Annotated in this window: 13 protein-coding genes, 1 tRNA gene and 1 pseudogene; 5 read left to right on the top strand and 10 right to left on the bottom strand. The window is 68.0% G+C overall.

Features of this window, described 5'->3' with window-relative positions; translation table 11 throughout:
• Window positions 1–27: 27 nt before the first annotated feature.
• From OCU_RS46570 to OCU_RS46555, 4 genes are all read right to left on the bottom strand, one after another.
• Window positions 28–1566 carry a SulP family inorganic anion transporter gene (locus tag OCU_RS46570; protein WP_009951853.1) on the bottom strand — a complete coding sequence of 513 codons (1539 nt, stop codon included), beginning with the start codon at window positions 1564–1566 and terminating at the stop codon, window positions 28–30.
• Window positions 1567–1810: 244 nt separating this feature from the next.
• Window positions 1811–2836, bottom strand: a complete 1026-nt coding sequence (locus tag OCU_RS46565) for an NAD(P)H-dependent glycerol-3-phosphate dehydrogenase (RefSeq protein ID WP_008261006.1) — start codon at window positions 2834–2836, stop codon at window positions 1811–1813.
• 61 nt (window positions 2837–2897) lie between these two features.
• Complete coding sequence (locus OCU_RS46560; RefSeq protein ID WP_014381179.1) at window positions 2898–4409, bottom strand: flavin-containing monooxygenase; 1512 nt, start codon at window positions 4407–4409, stop codon at window positions 2898–2900.
• Window positions 4410–4522: 113 nt separating this feature from the next.
• The gene (locus tag OCU_RS46555) at window positions 4523–5014 is read right to left on the bottom strand and encodes a YajQ family cyclic di-GMP-binding protein (RefSeq protein WP_008261003.1); all 492 of its coding nucleotides are present in this window, start codon (window positions 5012–5014) and stop codon (window positions 4523–4525) included.
• A gap of 69 nt (window positions 5015–5083) precedes the next feature.
• On the opposite strand from OCU_RS46555, the gene OCU_RS46550 reads away from it, so the two are divergent.
• Both OCU_RS46550 and OCU_RS46545 read left to right on the top strand, forming a co-directional pair.
• A tRNA-Tyr gene (locus OCU_RS46550) sits at window positions 5084–5167 on the top strand.
• A gap of 252 nt (window positions 5168–5419) precedes the next feature.
• The gene (locus OCU_RS46545; RefSeq protein ID WP_009951849.1) at window positions 5420–5629 is read left to right on the top strand and encodes a hypothetical protein; all 210 of its coding nucleotides are present in this window, start codon (window positions 5420–5422) and stop codon (window positions 5627–5629) included.
• Between the two features lie 97 nt (window positions 5630–5726).
• Here the strand turns inward: OCU_RS46545 and OCU_RS46540 are convergent, their stop codons facing one another.
• Window positions 5727–7712: a molybdopterin-containing oxidoreductase family protein gene (locus tag OCU_RS46540; RefSeq protein WP_014381178.1), complete on the bottom strand. Its 1986-nt coding sequence runs from the start codon at window positions 7710–7712 to the stop codon at window positions 5727–5729.
• A gap of 127 nt (window positions 7713–7839) precedes the next feature.
• Here OCU_RS46540 and OCU_RS46535 point away from each other — a divergent pair, with 127 nt between their 5' ends.
• On the top strand, window positions 7840–9147 hold the full coding sequence (locus OCU_RS46535) for an NRAMP family divalent metal transporter (RefSeq protein ID WP_014381177.1): 1308 nt from the start codon (window positions 7840–7842) through the stop codon (window positions 9145–9147).
• 13 nt (window positions 9148–9160) lie between these two features.
• Here OCU_RS46535 and OCU_RS46530 read toward each other — a convergent pair whose 3' ends face one another.
• Window positions 9161–10480 (bottom strand): hypothetical protein, encoded by a 1320-nt coding sequence (locus tag OCU_RS46530; protein WP_014381176.1) that lies wholly within the window; start codon window positions 10478–10480, stop codon window positions 9161–9163.
• A gap of 185 nt (window positions 10481–10665) precedes the next feature.
• On the opposite strand from OCU_RS46530, the pseudogene OCU_RS50715 reads away from it, so the two are divergent.
• Window positions 10666–11889: pseudogene (locus tag OCU_RS50715) on the top strand (IS30 family transposase); the annotation flags it as partial.
• 135 nt (window positions 11890–12024) lie between these two features.
• On the opposite strand, the gene OCU_RS46520 reads toward OCU_RS50715, so the two are convergent.
• Both OCU_RS46520 and OCU_RS46515 read right to left on the bottom strand, forming a co-directional pair.
• Window positions 12025–13254, bottom strand: coding sequence for a cytochrome P450 (locus OCU_RS46520; RefSeq protein WP_036459813.1), 1230 nt, complete (start codon window positions 13252–13254; stop codon window positions 12025–12027).
• 153 nt (window positions 13255–13407) lie between these two features.
• Window positions 13408–14307: an NYN domain-containing protein gene (locus OCU_RS46515; protein ID WP_014381174.1), complete on the bottom strand. Its 900-nt coding sequence runs from the start codon at window positions 14305–14307 to the stop codon at window positions 13408–13410.
• 66 nt (window positions 14308–14373) lie between these two features.
• On the opposite strand from OCU_RS46515, the gene OCU_RS46510 reads away from it, so the two are divergent.
• Entirely contained in the window at window positions 14374–15246 is an 873-nt protein-coding gene (locus OCU_RS46510) for an alpha/beta fold hydrolase (protein ID WP_014381173.1), read from the top strand.
• 7 nt (window positions 15247–15253) lie between these two features.
• Here the strand turns inward: OCU_RS46510 and OCU_RS46505 are convergent, their stop codons facing one another.
• Together OCU_RS46505 and OCU_RS46500 are read right to left on the bottom strand one after the other, a co-directional pair.
• On the bottom strand, window positions 15254–16420 hold the full coding sequence (locus OCU_RS46505; RefSeq protein ID WP_014381172.1) for an FAD-binding domain: 1167 nt from the start codon (window positions 16418–16420) through the stop codon (window positions 15254–15256).
• Window positions 16417–17667, bottom strand: a complete 1251-nt coding sequence (locus OCU_RS46500) for a cytochrome P450 (protein WP_014381171.1) — start codon at window positions 17665–17667, stop codon at window positions 16417–16419. The genes OCU_RS46505 and OCU_RS46500 overlap by 4 nt, the downstream gene beginning before the upstream one ends.
• Between the last annotated feature and the right edge of the window lie 73 nt (window positions 17668–17740).

The raw sequence follows: 17740 nt of genomic DNA, 5'->3' as shown, positions 1-17740 counted from the left end.
GGCGCGCTATAAGCGCGGGGCGCGCAATTACGCTGCGGCCCCGGGCGCCTGGGCCTCGACCAGCGGTTCGTCCGCGGCGCGGTGACCCGTCTCCATCACACCCCGGATTTCGACGGTCCCGCCTGTCGCCTCGTGCTGCCGCTGCCAGTCGGTAATCGTTTGGTGCGCAGCGTGATCGAGGTAATGGACCGAGATCGCCACCGTCACCGTCGCGCCCCGCGGAACCGACGTCAGCATCCGCGTCAGCCTCGGGAGCGCCAGGAAGGTGCAGGCCGCGCCCTCGATCGTCACCCGCCATTCGTCGCCAACCGGCTCCGCCTCGATCTTGGCCCGGATCACCCGCCATCCGGTCAGCGCGATGGCCAGTGCGAGGCCGATCAGCACGCCGTGCAGCAGATTGAGGAAGATGACGCTGACGGCGGTCACCACGTACACGGCGAGATCGCCGTGCTTCATTGCGGTTTCGATGTGCGCCGGCTTGAGCAGCTGGACGCCGATGACGATCAGCAGACCGGCCAGCGCGGCGGTGGGGATCTGCTCGACCAGTCCGGCGAACGGAATGGTGAACAGCAGGATCCAGACGCCGTGCATGATCGCCGACGCCCGGGATTTGGCGCCCGCGTTGACATTTGTGGAGCTGCGGACGATGACCCCGGTGATCGGCAGCCCGCCGACGGTCCCCGAGATGATGTTGGCGGCGCCCTGTCCCACCAGCTCCCGGTTGAAGTCGGTGCGTGGCCCGTTGTGCATCCGGTCGACCGACACCGCCGACAGCAGGCTCTCGACGCTGGCAATGAGCGCGACGGTGATCACCCCGACGGTGAACGCGCCCCAGTTGCCGTGGGGAAGGTCGGGCAGCCTCAGCGCGTCCAGCGGTGACCCCTCGAGGTCGATCCGGCGCACGTGAAACGGGAAGACGACCGAGAGCGCGGTGACCGCCACGATCGCGACCAGGGGACCCGGTACCCGGCGAGCCTTGGCGGGCACCCACCGCCAGGCGACCATGATGACGATCACCAGGACGCCCAGGATGACCCCCGGCCGGTGCGCACCGACGACCTGCCCGGGCAGGCCGATCAGGTTGTGCCAGGCGGTGCTCTTGGATTTTCCGCCCAGCAACACGTGCGCCTGCTGCAGGGCGATCGTGATGCCGATGCCGGCCAGCATGGCGTGCACGACGACCGGTGAAATCGCCAGGGCGGCGCGCGCCACGCGGCTCAGCCCCAACAGCACCTGCAGGGTCCCGGCGGCGACGGTGATCAAACACGTGATGCCCCAACCGAACTCGGAAACCAGCCCGGCGACGATGACGGTCAGCCCGGCCGCGGGCCCGCTGACTTGCAGCGGGGAGCCACCCACGCTGCCGACGACGATGCCCCCGACGATCGCGGCGATCAGGCCGGCGAGCACCGGGGCGCCCGAGGCGATCGCGATTCCCAGCGACAGGGGGAGCGCGACCAAAAAGACCACCAGCGAGGAGGGCAGGTCGTGCCGGATGATGCCGCGCAGCCGGTCGGCGCGTGACGCGGTGGGGAGCCGATCGCCCGCCCGTTCAATGTCTTGCATCGGTCACGTCCCTCGGTGGGAGTTTGCGGGGGATGTTCCGATATCCGCCCTTCTTGCGGCCAGTTACATCTTCGTAACGGGTTGGCGTGCAGCGGATTACATCCGGACGACGAGCAGGATCGCAACCGGAAAATCACTGACTACCTGGTCTGACGGTATTTTGCTGGCAAACGGGGGTCAAGCGGACGTGAGCGGCCCATAGAGAACGCAAAGATTTGAATTTGGCCAGCCCGCGACGCCCAGGTCAGAAGCCCGCGCCGTGCACCTCGTGGCCGGGCACCTCGGCGATCAGGCCGCGGTAGGCCTCCTCGACGGACGAGCCGTGGTTGATCACGGCGTCGACCTCACGGGCGATGGGCATGGTGAGGCCGAATTCGTTGGCAAACTCCATGATCACGCTGGCGGCCTTGACCCCCTCGGCGACCTGGTTCATCGAGGCGATGATCTCGTCGATCGGTTTGCCCGCCCCCAGTTGTTCACCGACGTGACGGTTGCGGCTGCGCTGGCTGGTACACGTGACGATCAGGTCGCCCAGCCCGGCCAGCCCCGGGAAGGTGTCGGGGTCCCCACCCACCGCGACGCCCAGCTTCGTCATTTCCCGCAGCGCGCGGGCGATGACCAGCGCGCGGGTGTTTTCGCCGATGCCCAGCGAGTACCCCATGCCGACGGCGATGGCGAACACGTTCTTCAAAGCCCCGGCCATTTCGGCCCCGATGACGTCGTCGGTGGTGTACACGCGGAAGCGCCGGGTGCGGAACAGCCCGGACAGCCGCGTCGCCAGATGCTGGTCGGGCATGGCCAGCACCGCGGCGGCGGCGTAACCCTCGGCGACCTCGCGTGCGATGTTCGGACCGGCCAGGATGCCCGCGGGGTGCCCGGGCAGCACCTCCTCGACGATTTGGGACATGCGCATGTTGGTGCCCTGCTCGAGGCCCTTGACCAGGGACACCACCGGCACCCACGGCCGCAGCTCCCGGGCCAGCTCGGTGAGCACCCCGCGGAAGCCGTGCGAGGGCACGCCCATGACCACGACGTCGGCGGAGTTCGCCGCCTCCGCGAAGTCGGTGGTGGCGCGCAGGGTGTCGCTCAGCTCGACGTCGTTGCCGAGGTAGCGACTGTTGCGGTGGTTGTCGTTGATGTCGCGGGCGGTCTCCTCGGAGCGCACCCATTGCAGCGTCGGCCCGCGGCGCGCGCAGATTGAGGCCACGGTGGTGCCCCAGCTGCCGCCACCGAGGACAACGACTTTGGGTTCGCGCTTCTCAGATGCCATGGCGATCAGCGTATTGCCGACATCTGAGATTTGGGAGTAGTTCACGAACTCCCGTGCGTGGCTATCCGGCCAGCGCGGTGCGGTCGGCGGTCCGGCCGAACACCATTGCCTCCTCGATGCGGTCGAAGCGGTAGTCGATGGCGTCGGCGAGATAGTTCTGCCGCACGTTCCACGGCCGCTTGGTGCCCGACTTGGGCAGCGCGTGCACCGAGCGCAACACGTAGCCGGCGTTGATGTCCCACGACGGCTTCTCGGTCATCGGCTCGTTGCCGCGGTGTGGGGCGGCGCGCGTGTAGCCGTGAGAGGCCATGTGCTCCATGAGTTTTGCCGTCGCCCGGGCGGTGATGTCGGCCCGCAGCGTCCACGACGCGTTGGTGTAGCCCACACACCAGAACAGGTTCGGCACGTCTTCGAGCATGTGCGCCTTGTAGACGAACCGGTCGCTGGTCTTGATCTCGTTGCCGTCCAGGCTGATCGTGGCCCCGCCCAGCGCCTGCAGCTGCAGGCCGGTGGCGGTGACGATGACGTCGGCGTCGAGGTGCCCGCCGGACTTGAGTGCGATGCCGGTCGCGTCGAAATGGTCGATGTGGTCGGTGACCACGTCGGCGCGCCCGGCGCTGATGGCCTCGTACAGGTCGGCGTCGGGGATCAGGCACATCCGCTGGTCCCAGGGGTTGTACCGCGGCTTGAAGTGGGTGTCGACGTCGTATCCGGCCGGCAGGCTGTTGATCGCCTTGCGCCGCAGCAGCCACCGCACGAACCCCGGCGCCTTGCGGGACAACGCGAAGAACACCGCCTCGGTCAGGGCGCTGTACATGCGGACGACCAGATGAGCGGGCTTGCGGGGCAGCAGTTTTCGCGCGACGGCGGCGACCGTGCCGTACTTGGACGCCGAGATGAGATAGGTGGGCGAGCGCTGCAGCATGGTCACTTTCGCGGCGCGGTCCGACAGCGACGGCAGCAGCGTCACCGCGGTCGCGCCGCTGCCGATCACCACGACCTTCTTGCCGGCGTAATCCAGGTCCTCGGGCCAGTGCTGGGGGTGCACCACCGTGCCCTGGAACTCCTCGATGCCCGGGAAGTCGGGGGTGTAGCCCTCGTCGTAGTTGTAGTAGCCGCTGCCGAAGAACAGGAAGCGGCCGCGGTAGAGCCTGCGCTCCCCGTCCTGTTCGACGGTGACCGTCCAGGTGTCGGTCGCGGAGTCCCAGTCCGCCGAGCGCACGTAGCTGTCGAACCGGATGTGGCGGTCGATGCCGTACTTGCGCGCGGTGGCCGCCAGGTACTCGCGGATGTGCACGCCGTCGGCCACGCCCTCTTCGCGGGTCCACGGCTCGAACGGGAAGGACAGCGTGAAGATGCTGCTGTCGGAGCGCACCCCGGGGTAGCGGAACAGGTCCCACGTCCCGCCGATCTGCGCGCGCCGCTCCAGGACGGTGTAGGTCAGCTGGGGATTGCGTTCGGTGATCCGGTAGGCGGCGTCAATGCCGGAGATGCCGGCGCCGACGATGATGACGTCGAAGTAGTCGGCCTCGGTCGCGCCGTGGCCGGCGGCCTCCTGGGGCGTCACGGTCATCGTGAACCTCGCTCAAATTGTGGGACTCGTCACTAGCCTAGAGACCCACCGGTTGGTCGGGCTAGGAAGTCGCGAAACCGCGCGGGCCGCACCGTCACGCTCGCGACCGGCGATCACCGGTAGTTGACGAACTGCAGCGCCACGTCCAGGTCGGCCTGCTTCAGCAGAGCTTGGACGGCCTGCAGGTCGTCGCGCTTTTTGCTGGTGACCCGGATCTCGTCGCCCTGGATCTGGGTCTTGACGGACTTGGGGCCGTCGTCGCGGATCAGCTTGGTGATCTTCTTGGCGTTCTCGCTGCTGATGCCCTGCTTGAGCGAGCCGCTGACCTTGTAGGTCTTGCCGGAGGCCTGGGGCTCGCCGGCGTCGAAGGCCTTCATGGAGATGTCCCGGCGGATCAGCTTCTCCTTGAAGACGTCGACGGCCGCCTTGACGCGTTCCTCGGTGGACGACGTCAGCTCGATAGCCTCGTCGCCCTTCCAGGCGATCGTGGTGTCGGTGCCGCGGAAGTCGAACCGCGTGGCCAGCTCCTTTGCGGCCTGGTTGAGCGCGTTGTCGACCTCCTGGCGATCCACTTTGCTGACGATGTCGAACGATGAGTCCGCCATGCATTCCGTCCCTTCATCCGGTGATAGGCGTTTGTGCTTTGTCTACTCGCTCGTTGTAACCTGTCTGGCGGCAGGTTGCCCGAGCGGCCAATGGGAGCGGACTGTAAATCCGTCGCGAAAGCTTCACAGGTTCGAATCCTGTACCTGCCACCACAGTTTTTGGTAGGCCCGCGCGCCGTCGCACACCGCGAATTTCGGTTTGCCGGGGCGCAGTCGTGTGGCGCTCCGCGCGGTCGTTCCGCCCGGCGCGATTCCCGGTTGCCCGGCCGGCCGACCAGGGGCCGGCGGCGACGTTGTGCGACACGTGCGCAATTTCTACAAATTGGTTGTAAAAATTTGCGCCACGTCGGTGTGGCGGGCCCCGGGGCGGGTATCGCTGTGAGAGCGCGATTTGTAGGGGGCGACATGTCTATCAGTCCCGCCACACTCTCAATACTCCGCGAGTGCCGCACGGCACTGGCGACGGCGCGCGAATCGGCACTCGCCGCGCAGGCCGGCCTGGCCGGCGTCCGCAAGGCCCGCGCCGCCGAGCTGGCCGAGAAGATTGCCGATGCCATCGCGTTCGCCGACCGGCTCTGCTTCGTCGTCCAATGCGACCTGCGCGCCGGGCAGTGACCTTCGAGCGTCAACGCCAAGCCAGGCGCCCTCCCGGTTCGACTCCTCCAACCCATCGACCGGGAGGGTGTCTTCTGCCCAACCAGGACAGCGTGTTTCAGGCCGGATGCAGGCTGACGGGTACCCCCGAGTAGCGCACCATGCCGGTCACCACGTCGATGTCGTCCTTGTTGGTCAGGCGGTTGACGTTGGCCGCGTGGTGGCCGTGCGGGATCGACGCCGCCCCGCGCCGAATGGAGTCGTCGACCTTGGCGATGCCGGTCAGTTCGCCGTTCGCGCTGCGCACCGTCACCTTCTGCCCGTCGGCGACACCCGCGGCGGCGCCGTCCTCGGGGTGGATGAGAACCTCGGGGGCTTCGCCGAGAAAATCCAGCTGCCCGTTGAGCTTTCGGCGCTGCCGGCGCGGCACCAGCACCAGCGGCGCGGGCGGTTTCAGGCCCGCGAGTTGGTCCACCAGCAGCGGCGGCGCCAGCCGCCAGCCGCCCATCCGCGCGACGTGCTCGTCGACCCAGGCCGCGGGCAGCTCGCGCGGGGCCTCGGCCCAACCCACCGCCGCCACCTCGTCGAATCCCGTTCGGGCGCCGGCCAACAGGACGGCGAGCACGTCGTCGTCGGTGCTGGTGTCGGGATCGCCGAGATTGCCGAGCTCGTAGCCGAGCCGGCGGCCGAGTTCGGCGAACACCCACCACATCGAGCGGCGTTCGCCGACCGGCTCGACGACGGCCGGGCTGTATTGCACGGACACATGCGAACTCAGGATGTCGTGGATGGTGATGTCGGGGCGTTCCAGCGGGTCCTTGGTGGGCAGGACGTGGGTGGCCAGCTCGGTGGTCTCGTTGTTGATGATCTCGGTGGTCGCGAACACCTCGAGGCTCTGTAGGGCCGGAATCAGCTTGCCGGTCTCGGGGAACGAGGTGACCAGGCTGCCGCCGACGTTGATCAGGGCGCGGATGTTGCCCGCGGCGATCTCGTCGGGCAGCGCCGCGCAGGGCCACTCGTTGATGAACGCCTGCGCCTCGGGGCGGCTGCGCGGTCCCGGACCGAAGGATCCCTCGATCGGCGTGACGGGCAAAAACTCGCCGAAAGTCTCGAGCTGGTAGGCGAATCCGGGGTGAAACCACGTCCCGCCGGGCCGGTTCATCGCGCCGGTGAGGATCATCAGCACCCAGGCGAGCCACTGCGTGACGTTGGCGCGCTCGGCGGTCATCGTGACGCCGGTGCCGGTTTCGACCGCGACGCACTTGGCGGCCCGCACGCCCGCGCACAACCGGGTCAGGTCGGCCTCGGCGACATCGGCCAGCTTCGCGGTGTGCTCGAGCGTGAACGGCTCGACCGCGCGCGCCAGCTCGTCGATGCCCTGCACGGGGACGTCGGATTTCATTCCGTCGCGCAGGATCTCGCGCACCAGGTAGGCGAGGACGGCGTGGTCGGTGCTGGGCCGCGGCGCCAGATGGGCGGTGGCCAGCCGGGCGGTCTCGGTGCGACGGGGATCGATCACCCATACCTGCCCGCGCCGCGCGATCTCGCGCACCGTGCCGGTCGGATTGGGCATCGAGATCGCATGCCCATGCGAGACAACGGGATTGACGCCGACGAGCATCAGGAAGTCGGCGTTGTCCAGGTCGGTCCGGCCCGATAGCCCCATGAATCCGCCGACCAGATCCGAGACCAAAGGCTTGGCGGTGCCGTCGATGGTCAGGGGGCTGAACTTGGCCGGTGTGCCGATCGCGGCGTGCAGCGCCTCGGCCATGCGGAAGCCGGCGCTTTCCATCGTGGAGAAGTAGAACGCGACCGATTGCGGCCCGTGCCGGTCGATGATGTCCTTCAGCCGCGTGCCCAGGTCGTCGAGGCAGGCGTCCCACGTGGTGTCGCGCAGCCGGCCGTCCGCCCGCATCCTCGGGCGTTCGAGCCGGTCGGGGTGGTGGTGCAGCTGCGGCAGGGCGCGGCCCTTCGGGCAGGTGTAACCGCGGGAGAAGGGATGCTCCTGATCGCCGCGAACGCGGAGCACCTCGTCACCCTCGACGTCGACGAGGATGCCGCAGACGGAGGTGCAGACGCGGCAGAAGCTACGCACCGTTTGCATACTTGGGCAACGTACTCTCGCGATTCGAGAACGCCTATCGCATTTTCGAGAATGACGGCACATTTTCGGCCAATGGCGCTCTCCGGCAAACGCCCGTGGTTAGGCGGCCCCTAGTTAGGATCCACCGGTGACCGATACGACCACCCCGCCGGTGGCGGACGAATCCGAGGACCGGCCGCACATACCGCTGCGCACCCGTGGCCGCTGGCTGCGATGGGGGCTGCTGTCGGTGTGGGGCCCCGGCCTGGTGGTGATGCTGGCCGACACCGATGCCGGGTCGCTGATCACCGCGTCGCAGTCCGGCGCCCAGTGGGGCTACCGGATGGTGCTGCCGCAGCTGATCCTGATGCCGGTGCTCTACGTCGTGCAGGAAATGACCGTGCGGCTGGGCATCGTCACCGGGCGCGGCCACGGCTCGCTGATCCGGGAGCGGTTCGGCCGCGGCTGGGCGTGGCTGTCGGCGTTCACCCTGTTCGCCTCGGCGATCGGGGCGTTGCTCACGGAGTTCGCCGGGGTGGCAGGGGTGGGTGAACTCTTCGGCGTCTCGCGCTGGGTGAGCATTCCGGTCGCGACCGTCGCGCTGCTGGCGCTGGCCCTGACCGGTAGCTACCGGCGCGTCGAGCGCATCGGCCTGGTCGTCGGCGCCGCCGAACTGGCCTTCCTGGTGGCGATGGTCATGGCCCGGCCCGACCCCAGAGCCCTGGTGGGCGGGTTGTCGTCGATGCCGCTCGGCAACTCGTCATACCTGCTACTGGTCGCGGCCAACGTCGGCGCGGTCATCATGCCGTGGATGATCTTCTACCAGCAGGGAGCGGTGGTCGATAAGCGCCTGTCGGAGAACACGATTCGCCAGGCCCGTTACGACACCGCCTTCGGCGCGGTGCTGACCCAGCTGATCATGATCGCGGTGGTGGTCACCATGGCGTCCACCATTGGGACGAGCGGCGCGCAGGGCGGCGGCGCGGAACTGGAGACCGTCGGCCAGATCGCCCAGTCGCTCACGCCCTACCTCGGCCGGGTCGGCGGGACGGTGCTGTTCGGGCTCGGCATGCTGGGCGCGGCGCTGGTGGCCGCGATCGTCGCCTCGCTCGCGGGCGCGTGGGGGCTCGCGGAGGTGTTCGGCTGGAAGCACACGCTCAACGAGCGGCCCAACCGCGCCACCGCCAGGTTCTACATCACGTATTCGCTGGCGCACATCGTGGGCGCGGTGCTGGTGCTGGCCAGCGTCGACCTGGTCAATCTGGCCGTGGACGTCGAAGTCATGAACGCGTTGCTGCTGCCCATCGTCCTGGGCCTGCTGCTGGCGCTGGAGGCCAGGGCCCTGCCCGAGCAGTGGCGCATGCGCGGGCTGCACAAATACGTCACCCGCGCGCTGTGCTTCGTGACCATCGGGTTCGGCCTGTACATGGTTCCGCAGGCCCTCGGCTGGACCTGACCGCGGGCGACCGTCAGAACCAGGGCCCGGGGTAGTGGCCGTCCTGGTCTTGCACCATGACGATCTCCTTGCACTCGCCGTTGGACGACGGCGCGGTCTCGCCGCGGCACACCAGCGTCCATCCGGATATCCGCTCGAAGGGGCGTGTCGACCAGCCGGACGCGACGGGATCCGTTGCAGGAAGGGCGATGACCGAGAACGTGCCGCCGCTGCCGGTGAGGTAGAGGTGGTCTTCGAAGAACGCCAGCTTCGAAATCGACATCTTCTTGGCGTCGTCGCGGCTTTTGAGCAAGTCCCACTGTTGGCTGCGCAGGTTCCACACCCCGAACCCGAACGAGGAGTTCTCCGAATTGTGCCCGTCGACAAACAGTTTCCCGTCGGACAGGGCCGCGCTCAGCCCGCCGCCGGAGACCCGGTCCGAATCGCCGATCTTGATGAGGGATTTGGCGTTGAGGTCATAGAACATCGTGGAGACGGCCGGTGGGTTGCGCGACTCCCGGTGGGTGATCTTCACCAGTTTGTCTGGGCCGTCGGCCAATTCGGCGTCCACGGATTGCGCGTCGTCGTCCTGGTAGATCGCCTCCCCGTTCGGGCGGCGCAGCTCGGCCCCCGAGGCCTTGCCGGGATCGGCGTTGCGGGGGAACGCAATGACGTCCTGCCAAACCCGGGCGGGCTGGGGATCGTCCCACATGATCGACAGGTCGGCGCCGGACAGGACCACGGTTCGGGGCGGCGACGCGGGGGCGTGCCCGTCGGTGAAGGCGTTCACCCACGCCACGCCCGAGGCGGTCGGGGCCAGTCCCCATTCCTTCGGCGCCGCCAACCTCAGGCCGGGGGTCGGCGGCTGCAGTTCTTTGGTGGCGACCTGGTGGCCCGAGGACCAGTCGTAGGAATACGCGGTGGTCCTTGATATTTCGGGCGCCGGGGCCTGGGCGGGCTTGACGGTGGTGACCACGTAGACGACCTTCAGGTCGGCGGCGGTCCCGGTCAGCCCGCACATGGCACCGGTGAGGTTCTCGCCGGCGGCGATCGTGGGGATGGCCGGCGCGACGTACTGTCCCGTCTTCGGGTCGAAGATCTTCGGCCGGATGTCGTCGAGTGCGGATTTGCCGGCCGAAAAGGTCTGCGGGCAGCCGAAGTACGCCGTGCCGCCGTAGCTCTTCCAGTCCTTTTCCAGCGGGCCCGTGATCGGGGCGGGTCCCGCACGGGTGGTCGTTTTCGACGCCGACGTCGGCGCGGTGGGGGTCAGCGGGGGCGCCGACACGGTTTCCGAGCAGGACGACAGCGCCAGGCAGGCGACCGCGGCGGCGGCCGGTCCCCAGGTTGCGCGCATCGAAAACCCCCGTGAAGTTCGTGTAACCCCCGCAGCGTAAGGCCGCCCCGCCGCCACCGCGACTCGGCGGATTGCCAACGGCGTCGCGTTGGGTGTGAAGCCTTGGCTTTGACTGTGAAGCCACGGCGGCCGCGCTCGGCTTGGGCTCAAGGGGTGATTGCAACACTTCGTAGTTAGGGGTGTTGATGACGGGTCAGCCTCAGTTGTTGTCGGTGCAGCGCCGGTATTGGGAGTTGATCGCGTCCGGGGTGTCCTCGGAGGACGCCGGGGTTGCGGTCGGCGTGTCGGCGACGTGCGGCGGCAAGTGGTTTCGCAGGTTTGGTGGTGTGAATCCGCGATGGTTAGCCCCTCAGGGGCAGAAACGGCCGCGGTTGTCGGCTGATGAGCGTGAACAGATCATGATCGGCGCCGCTCAGGGCGAATCGATTCGCTCGATGGCAGCCCGGTTGGGCCGGGCCCCGTCGACAGTCATGCGCGAGATCGCCAACAACGGCGTCATGCGGGGGTATGTGGGCCGTTATCGTTCTCGTTACCGCTTCGGAGCCCGCCGAGCGGGCGTGGATGCGAAATCGGGCTATTCGGCGCGGATTGCTCAGCTTCGCAGCGAGCAGCGAGCGCGCCGGCCCAAGATCGGCAAGCTGGGTCGCTGCCCTGCGTTGCGTGATCAGGTGCAAGCGTGGTTGGTCAAGAAGTACAGCCCGGAGCAGATTGCCGGGATGTTGGCCACGACGTATTCCGACCGCCCGGAGATGCAGGTGTCCCACGAAACCATCTACAAGGCGCTCTACGTGCAAGGACGCGGGGAGCTACGCCGCGAGCTGACTAAGTGTTTGCGGACCGGGCGGGCATTGCGCAAGCCACGGGCCAGAGTCGGCGCCCGTAGCGGCTGCGGCCGAATTCCGGGCATGGTCAACATCAGTGAGCGGCCCGCTGAGGCCGCTGACCGCGCGGTGCCCGGGCACTGGGAGGGTGACTTAATCCTGGGCAAAAATCAACACTCTCAGATCGGCACCCTGGTCGAACGTTCCACCGGGTTCGTGCAACTGCTGCACCTGCCCGCCCGTCGCGACCCTGAGACGGTGGCTGATGCGATGATCGCCACCATCAAAACCCTGCCCCAGGCATTGCGGCGCTCGCTGACCTGGGACCAAGGCCACGAAATGTTGCGCCATGCCCGCATCAGTATCGACGCCGGCATCGACATCTACTTTTGCGATCCACACTCACCCTGGCAGCGCGGCAGCAACGAAAACACCAATGGCCTATTGCGCCAATACTTTCCGAAAGGCACCGACTTATCCGTGCACTCGGCCGACTACCTCGCCGAAGTCGCCGCTGAACTCAACGAACGCCCACGCAAACGCTTCGGCTGGGACAGCCCCGCCCAAGTCCTCAACCGGCTACTGTCAACCCGCCACAAACCACTGTTGCAACCAAACCTTGAAACCACCCGGCGTGTCGTCGCCCTCAGCGCACAGTCAAAGCCATGGATTCACACCCGAATCCGCGAGCTCACACCCGAATCCCTGAGCGGCGCCGGATGCCTAGCGGTCGAACTCCAGCGGCAGGCTCAGCGGGCCGCCCAGCGTTCCCATCGGCTTCCACGGAGCCGGGCCGGCGATGCGCGGATTGCGCAGGCGGGCGGTCAAGACGGTCAGCGCCTCGGCGATCTCGCGCCTGGCCAGGTTGGCGCCCAGGCAGTAATGCGCGCCGCCGCCGAACGTCAGGATCGGCGGGGCGCCCTCGCGGGTGATGTCGACGCGGTCCGGGTCGTCGTAGACGGTGGGGTCGCGGTTCGCCGCCCCGGTGTTGAGCAGGACCATCGTGCCGGCGGGAAACACGTAGCCGTCGACCTCGGCGTCCTCGGCCACCAGCCGCAGCGTCCCGCACACGATCGGCGAGTGCCGCATGGTCTCCTCGACCGCGCGCATCGCCAACTCGGGTCGCCGGCGCAGCAGCTCCCACTGTTCCGGGTGCTCGCACAGCAGGTGCACCGACGCGGCGACCTGGTTGCGGGTGGTGTCCGTCCCCGCCAGCAGCAGCCCCCCGGCCAGCATGCGCAGTTCGGCCGCGTCGAGGCGGTCGCCCTCGTCCTCGGCGCGGATCAGGTCGGACAGCAGGTCGTCGGTCAGGCTGCGGCGGCGCCCGGCGACCATCTCGTCGACATAGGCGTCGAGTTGGCGCCACGCGCGCATCACGACGGGCTCCACTTCGGTCAGGTCGGCGGTGAAGCTGAACGCCTTGAACACGTCGTCCGCCCACAGCGAGAACCGTTGCCAGTCCTCGCGGGGCGCCCCGAGCAGCGCGCAGATGATCGGCACGGGATACGGGCGCGCGATGTCGGTGACGACGTCGCAGCGCCCGGCGCCGGCGACCCGATCGACCAGTTCGTTGAGCACGCCGACCATGGTGTCGTGCAGGCGCAGGGTGGCCTTCGGCGTGAACGCCTTGGAGGTCAGGCTGCGCAGCCGGTGGTGCGCGTCGCCCTCGAGGCACAGCAGGCTGTTGACCACCTTGTCCCACAGCGGGCCCGAAGTGATGCCCTGGACAAGGAGATTCAGGCCGGGCGGGATCTGGAACCGCGTGTCCCGCAGGACGGACCGGACCATGTGGTACCCGAGCACCTCGGGGCCGTGCGGCCCCAGCGCGACGGGCGCGTGCCGTTGCGCCTCCCGCAGGCGCGGGTAGACCTCCGCGGGTGTTTCGTCGTCACGGTAGGACAGGGTGGGCAGGTCGGCGTCGAAAACGCTTGGGGGAGCGGCACCGACGGTCATGACGGTCTCCTCATTCATCCCCCACCAGCTGCGGACGACTCCCAGACAATGTATGGCCACCCCGGGGCGCTGTCAACGATATCGATCCGCGCACCGGCGAAACGCCATACACCAGCGAGAAAATGCATTGCCGCGACGCGGGGGCGACGCCGCTCAATCCTGCGCGCGCAGCCGCACCATCCGCGTCGTCGACGTCTCGTCCAGCTCGACGACGTCGGAGCGCGACCGCAGGAAATCGCTGAATGACCGGAAACCCAAAGATCTTTCGCTGAACGACGGATCCATGCGCCGCATCTGTGCCTTCACCGCGGAGTTGTGCAGCCAGTCGACGTCGTCTTTCTCCAGGCCGATCTGTAGCGCGCGCGTCAGCAGCGCGGTGGCGGCGGCCTGCGCGTCGGGCGGCTCGGGCTCCTCGGCCTGCGCCGCCTTGGTGCGCCCGCCGCGCTGCTTCTGCGGGGCGGTGTCGGCCGGCCCGGGCTCGCGGTCGAGCGCGGGAACCCCCGGCAGCGCGTCGTACACGACGAACTCCTCGCACGCGGCCGCCAGCGCCCGGCTCGACGCCCCGGCCACCCCGATGCCCACCACGTACCGGCCCAGCCTCTTACAGCGCTGGGCCAGCGGGATGTAGTCGGAATCGCCGGCCACGATCACCACGTGGGTCAGGTCGGGCAGCCGGAACATGTCCTCGACCGCGTCGACGGCCAGCCGGATGTCGGCGCCGTTCTTGCCGTAGGCCGCCGCGGGGAACAACTGCACCAGGTCGACCGCCCGGGCCACCAGCTGGCCGCGGTATCCGGCGTTGATATCCGCCGACCAGTCCGCATAGGCGCGGGTGAGCACCAGGGTCCCGAACGACGACGCGTAGTCGAGGATGGCGCCGACGTCGACCGTCGCCTGGCCCAACCGTTCGGAATGCTGCTCGAGCCCCTTGGCCTTGTCCTTCTGAAACGAGTTTCGCCCGTGTATCTGGTCGTACCGCGAGATCACGATGTTGTCGAAGTCGAGGTAGACGGCCACGCGGGCCGCAACCGGTTCGGTCATGCCCTTGATCATTGCTCAACGGACGGGCATTTGCCCTGCCCGCGTCGTCAGCAGGGCCAAAGCGGGTACACAGCCCGAATGAGTGACATGAAGTTTCTCGAGTTACACGGGGATCGCATCGCCTATCGCGACGAGGGTGATGGCGAAGCGTTGCTGCTGATCCACGGTATGGCGGGGAGTTCGGAGACCTGGCGATCCGTGATACCGCAGCTGTCGAAGAAGTTCCGGATCGTCGCGCCCGACCTGTTGGGCCACGGCCAGTCCGCGAAGCCCCGCACCGACTACTCGCTGGGCGCGTTTGCGGTCTGGCTTCGTGATTTCCTCGACGAACTCGGTGTCAGCCAGGCCACCGTGGTCGGTCATTCGCTCGGCGGCGGTGTCGCCATGCAGTTCGTCTATCAGCACCCCGACTACGCCAAGCGGTTGATCCTGATCAGCAGCGGCGGCCTGGGTCCCGACGTGGGATGGGTGCTGCGGCTGCTCTCGGCCCCCGGGGCGGAGCTGGTGTTGCCGATCATCGCGCCCACGCCCGTCCTGTCCGTCGGCAACAAGCTCAGGTCCTGGTTGAAAAGCGCGGGCATCCAGTCGCCGCGCGGGGCCGAGCTGTGGAGCGCCTACTCGTCGTTGTCCGACGGTGAGACGCGCCAGTCGTTCCTGCGGACGCTGAGGTCGGTGGTCGACTACCGGGGCCAGGCGGTCAGCGCGCTCAACAGACTCTCGCTGCGTGAGGACTTGCCGGTCATGGCGATCTGGGGGGAACGCGACGGCATCATCCCCGTCGATCACGCGTACGCCGCGCACAAGGCTCGCACCGACGCCAGGCTCGAAATCCTGCCCGACGTCGGTCATTTCGCGCAGGTGGAGGCGCCGAACCAGGTGGTGGAGCTGATCGATGACTTCATCGCCACTGGCGAGCGCCGCGACACACAAAGTCCGCAGCCGAGCTTGTGATCGGTGGCTAGATGCCGTAGTCGGGCAGCTCGAAGTCGTCGCGCACGTCGCGCGCGAGAAGCCGTGTCATCGGGGCGAAATTCATGGTGCGCAGCGCCAGGTCGCGGAAGCACAGCCCGAATCGGGTCCGGGTGGCGAAGAACCCGATGAACCGCGCCGCGCCGGCCTGCTTGCCCTCGATGAAGGGACGCAGCCGCATCTCGTAGGCGTCGAACGCGCGGCGATGGTCGCCCCCGGCGCGCCCGAGTTCGCCGGCCAGCACGTAGGCCTCGGCGATCGCCAGGCCGGTGCCCTCACCGCCGAGCAGCGAAATGCAGCCGGCCGCATCCCCGATGAGCAGCACGCGCCCCCGCGACCAGCGGTTCATGTGGATCTGGCTGACGACGTCGAAGTAGAGGTCGTCAACGTCGTCGAGCGCGGCCAGCATGTCGTGGGCTTCCCAGCCGCAGTCGGCAAAGGTGTTGCGCAGCTGGTCTTTCGGCGGTGTGTCGGTGCCGTCGTGGTCGGCGCGGAAGATGAACAGGAACGTGGTGCGGTCGCCGCGCAGCGCGAAACGCGCCAATTGGCGGCCGGGTTCGGCATAGGTGACGTAGGCCAGCTCGTCGCGCGGCCGGTAACGGTCGACCACGCAGGCCGCCACCTTGCAGCCCAGATAGCGCTCGAATTCTCGTTCGGGCCCGAAGACCAGGCGGCGCACGTTGGAGTGCAGCCCGTCGGCGCCGATCAGCAGGTCGAAATCGCGCGCGCCGCCGCGCTCGAACCCGAGTCGGACCCCGTCGTCGCGCTCGTCGACGAACGAGATGCTGTCGCCGAAGACCGTTTCGACCTCGTCCTCGATGGTGGCGTAGATCGCCGCGGCCAGATCGCCGCGCGGCAGGCTGGTGAAGTCGGCGCCGAGCAGGCGGCGAAAGACGTCGACGTCCACGTCCGCCTTGATCTCGCCGCGAGGGCCGACCGAGCGGAGCCGTTCCATCTCGTATCCGGCGGCGCGGATCGGCCCTTCGATGCCCATCCGCTTGGCCACCTGGTAGCCCACGCCCCAGAAGTCGATCATGTAGCCGCCGGTGCGCAGGTGCGGCGCCTGCTCGATCAGCGTCGGCGTGTGGCCGGTCCGATGCAGCCAGTGGGCGAGCGCCGCCCCGGCCACGCCGGCACCGCTGATGGCGATCCTCATGAGGCGACCGGGTGGCCGCCTCGGTAATCGACGGGCCAGTGCTTGATGCCGTTGATGAACGACGACCGCAGGCGCTCCGGATTTCCCAGCGGGGCCAGGTCGGGCAGCCGGTCGGCCAGCGCGTTGAACATCACATCGATCGTCATGCGGGCCAGGTTGGCGCCGATGCAGTAGTGCGCCCCGGTGCCGCCGAAACCGAGGTGCGGGTTGGGGCTGCGCAGGATGTCGAAGGTGAACGGGTCGTCGAAGACCTCTTCGTCGAAGTTGGCCGAGCGATAGAACAGCACCACCCGCTGACCTTCTCTGATGGCCACACCGCCGAGTTCGGTGTCCTCGCGCGCGGTGCGCTGAAACGCGGTGATCGGTGTGGCCCAACGGATTATCTCGTCGGCCGCGGTCTTGGGTCGCCGCGCCTTGAACAGCTCCCACTGGACCGGATAGTCGGTGAAGGCCATCATTCCCTGCGTGATCGAGTTGCGCGTGGTCTCGTTTCCCGCGACGGCCAGCGTGACCACGAACATGCCGAACTCGGCCTCCGACAGGCGCTGGCCGTCGGCATCGGCCTGAATCAGGGTGGTGACGATATCGTCGCCAGGTTCTTCGGCCTTGCGCGCCGCCAATTGCATGGCGTACCACATCAATTCGCCGGCCGAGGTCAGCGCGTCGTTGCCGGCGAATTCCGGATCGTCGCTGCCGATCATGTTGTTGGTCCAGTCGAACAGCTTGTCGTAGTCCTCATGCGGAACCCCGAGCAGCGCGGAGATGGCCTGCAGCGGCAACTCGCAGGCCACCTGGCGGACGAAGTCGCCCGACCCCGCCGCCGCGGCCTCGGTGACGATGCACCGGGCCCGCTCGGACAGTTCGGCGCGCAGCCGCTCGACCGCGCGCGGTGTAAAGGCCCGCGACACGATCCTGCGCAACCGGCTGTGCTCGGGGTCGTCCATCATGATCATCGACGCCCGGCCCGCCTCAATCTGCCCGGCCGCCAAGTCTTCCCGGTAACGCGGCACGATCGACTTGGCGGCCGACGAGAACACGTCGCTGCGCAGCGAGACGTCGCGGATGTCGCGATGCTTGGTCACCGCCCAGTAGCCGCCGTCGCCGAACCCGCCCTTATCCGGCGCCTGCTCGTTCCACCAGACCGGTTCGGTGGCGCGCAGTTCGGCGAACTCCCGCACCGGCAGCCGGTGCGCGTAGATGTCGGGATCGGTGAAATCAAAGCCCGGCGGGAGGTTCGGTGTGGCCATGGGATTTCTCCTCGGCTGTGGCTACGGACCGCGGCGGTCAGCACGATGGTAGCCGCGGCCGCGCGCGATCGGT

Origin of the sequence: Mycobacterium intracellulare ATCC 13950 (assembly GCF_000277125.1) — a bacterium.
GTDB lineage: Bacteria > Actinomycetota > Actinomycetes > Mycobacteriales > Mycobacteriaceae > Mycobacterium > Mycobacterium intracellulare.
The sequence above is the reverse complement of the archived record's forward strand: the minus strand, read 5'-3'. Positions and strand labels throughout refer to the sequence as shown.

What these genes read in the sequence shown, in the direction of transcription:
- OCU_RS46500 (WP_014381171.1), bottom strand. Translation starts at nt 17,667, where the DNA reads ATGGCCACACCGAACCTCCCGCCGGGCTTTGATTTCACCGATCCCGAC.
- OCU_RS46570 (WP_009951853.1), bottom strand. Translation starts at nt 1,566, where the DNA reads ATGCAAGACATTGAACGGGCGGGCGATCGGCTCCCCACCGCGTCACGC.
- OCU_RS46540 (WP_014381178.1), bottom strand. Translation starts at nt 7,712, where the DNA reads ATGCAAACGGTGCGTAGCTTCTGCCGCGTCTGCACCTCCGTCTGCGGC.
- OCU_RS46510 (WP_014381173.1), top strand. Translation starts at nt 14,374, where the DNA reads ATGAGTGACATGAAGTTTCTCGAGTTACACGGGGATCGCATCGCCTAT.
- OCU_RS46530 (WP_014381176.1), bottom strand. Translation starts at nt 10,480, where the DNA reads ATGCGCGCAACCTGGGGACCGGCCGCCGCCGCGGTCGCCTGCCTGGCG.
- OCU_RS46565 (WP_008261006.1), bottom strand. Translation starts at nt 2,836, where the DNA reads ATGGCATCTGAGAAGCGCGAACCCAAAGTCGTTGTCCTCGGTGGCGGC.
- OCU_RS46505 (WP_014381172.1), bottom strand. Translation starts at nt 16,420, where the DNA reads ATGAGGATCGCCATCAGCGGTGCCGGCGTGGCCGGGGCGGCGCTCGCC.
- OCU_RS46545 (WP_009951849.1), top strand. Translation starts at nt 5,420, where the DNA reads ATGTCTATCAGTCCCGCCACACTCTCAATACTCCGCGAGTGCCGCACG.
- OCU_RS46520 (WP_036459813.1), bottom strand. Translation starts at nt 13,254, where the DNA reads ATGACCGTCGGTGCCGCTCCCCCAAGCGTTTTCGACGCCGACCTGCCC.
- OCU_RS46560 (WP_014381179.1), bottom strand. Translation starts at nt 4,409, where the DNA reads ATGACCGTGACGCCCCAGGAGGCCGCCGGCCACGGCGCGACCGAGGCC.
- OCU_RS46555 (WP_008261003.1), bottom strand. Translation starts at nt 5,014, where the DNA reads ATGGCGGACTCATCGTTCGACATCGTCAGCAAAGTGGATCGCCAGGAG.
- OCU_RS46515 (WP_014381174.1), bottom strand. Translation starts at nt 14,307, where the DNA reads ATGATCAAGGGCATGACCGAACCGGTTGCGGCCCGCGTGGCCGTCTAC.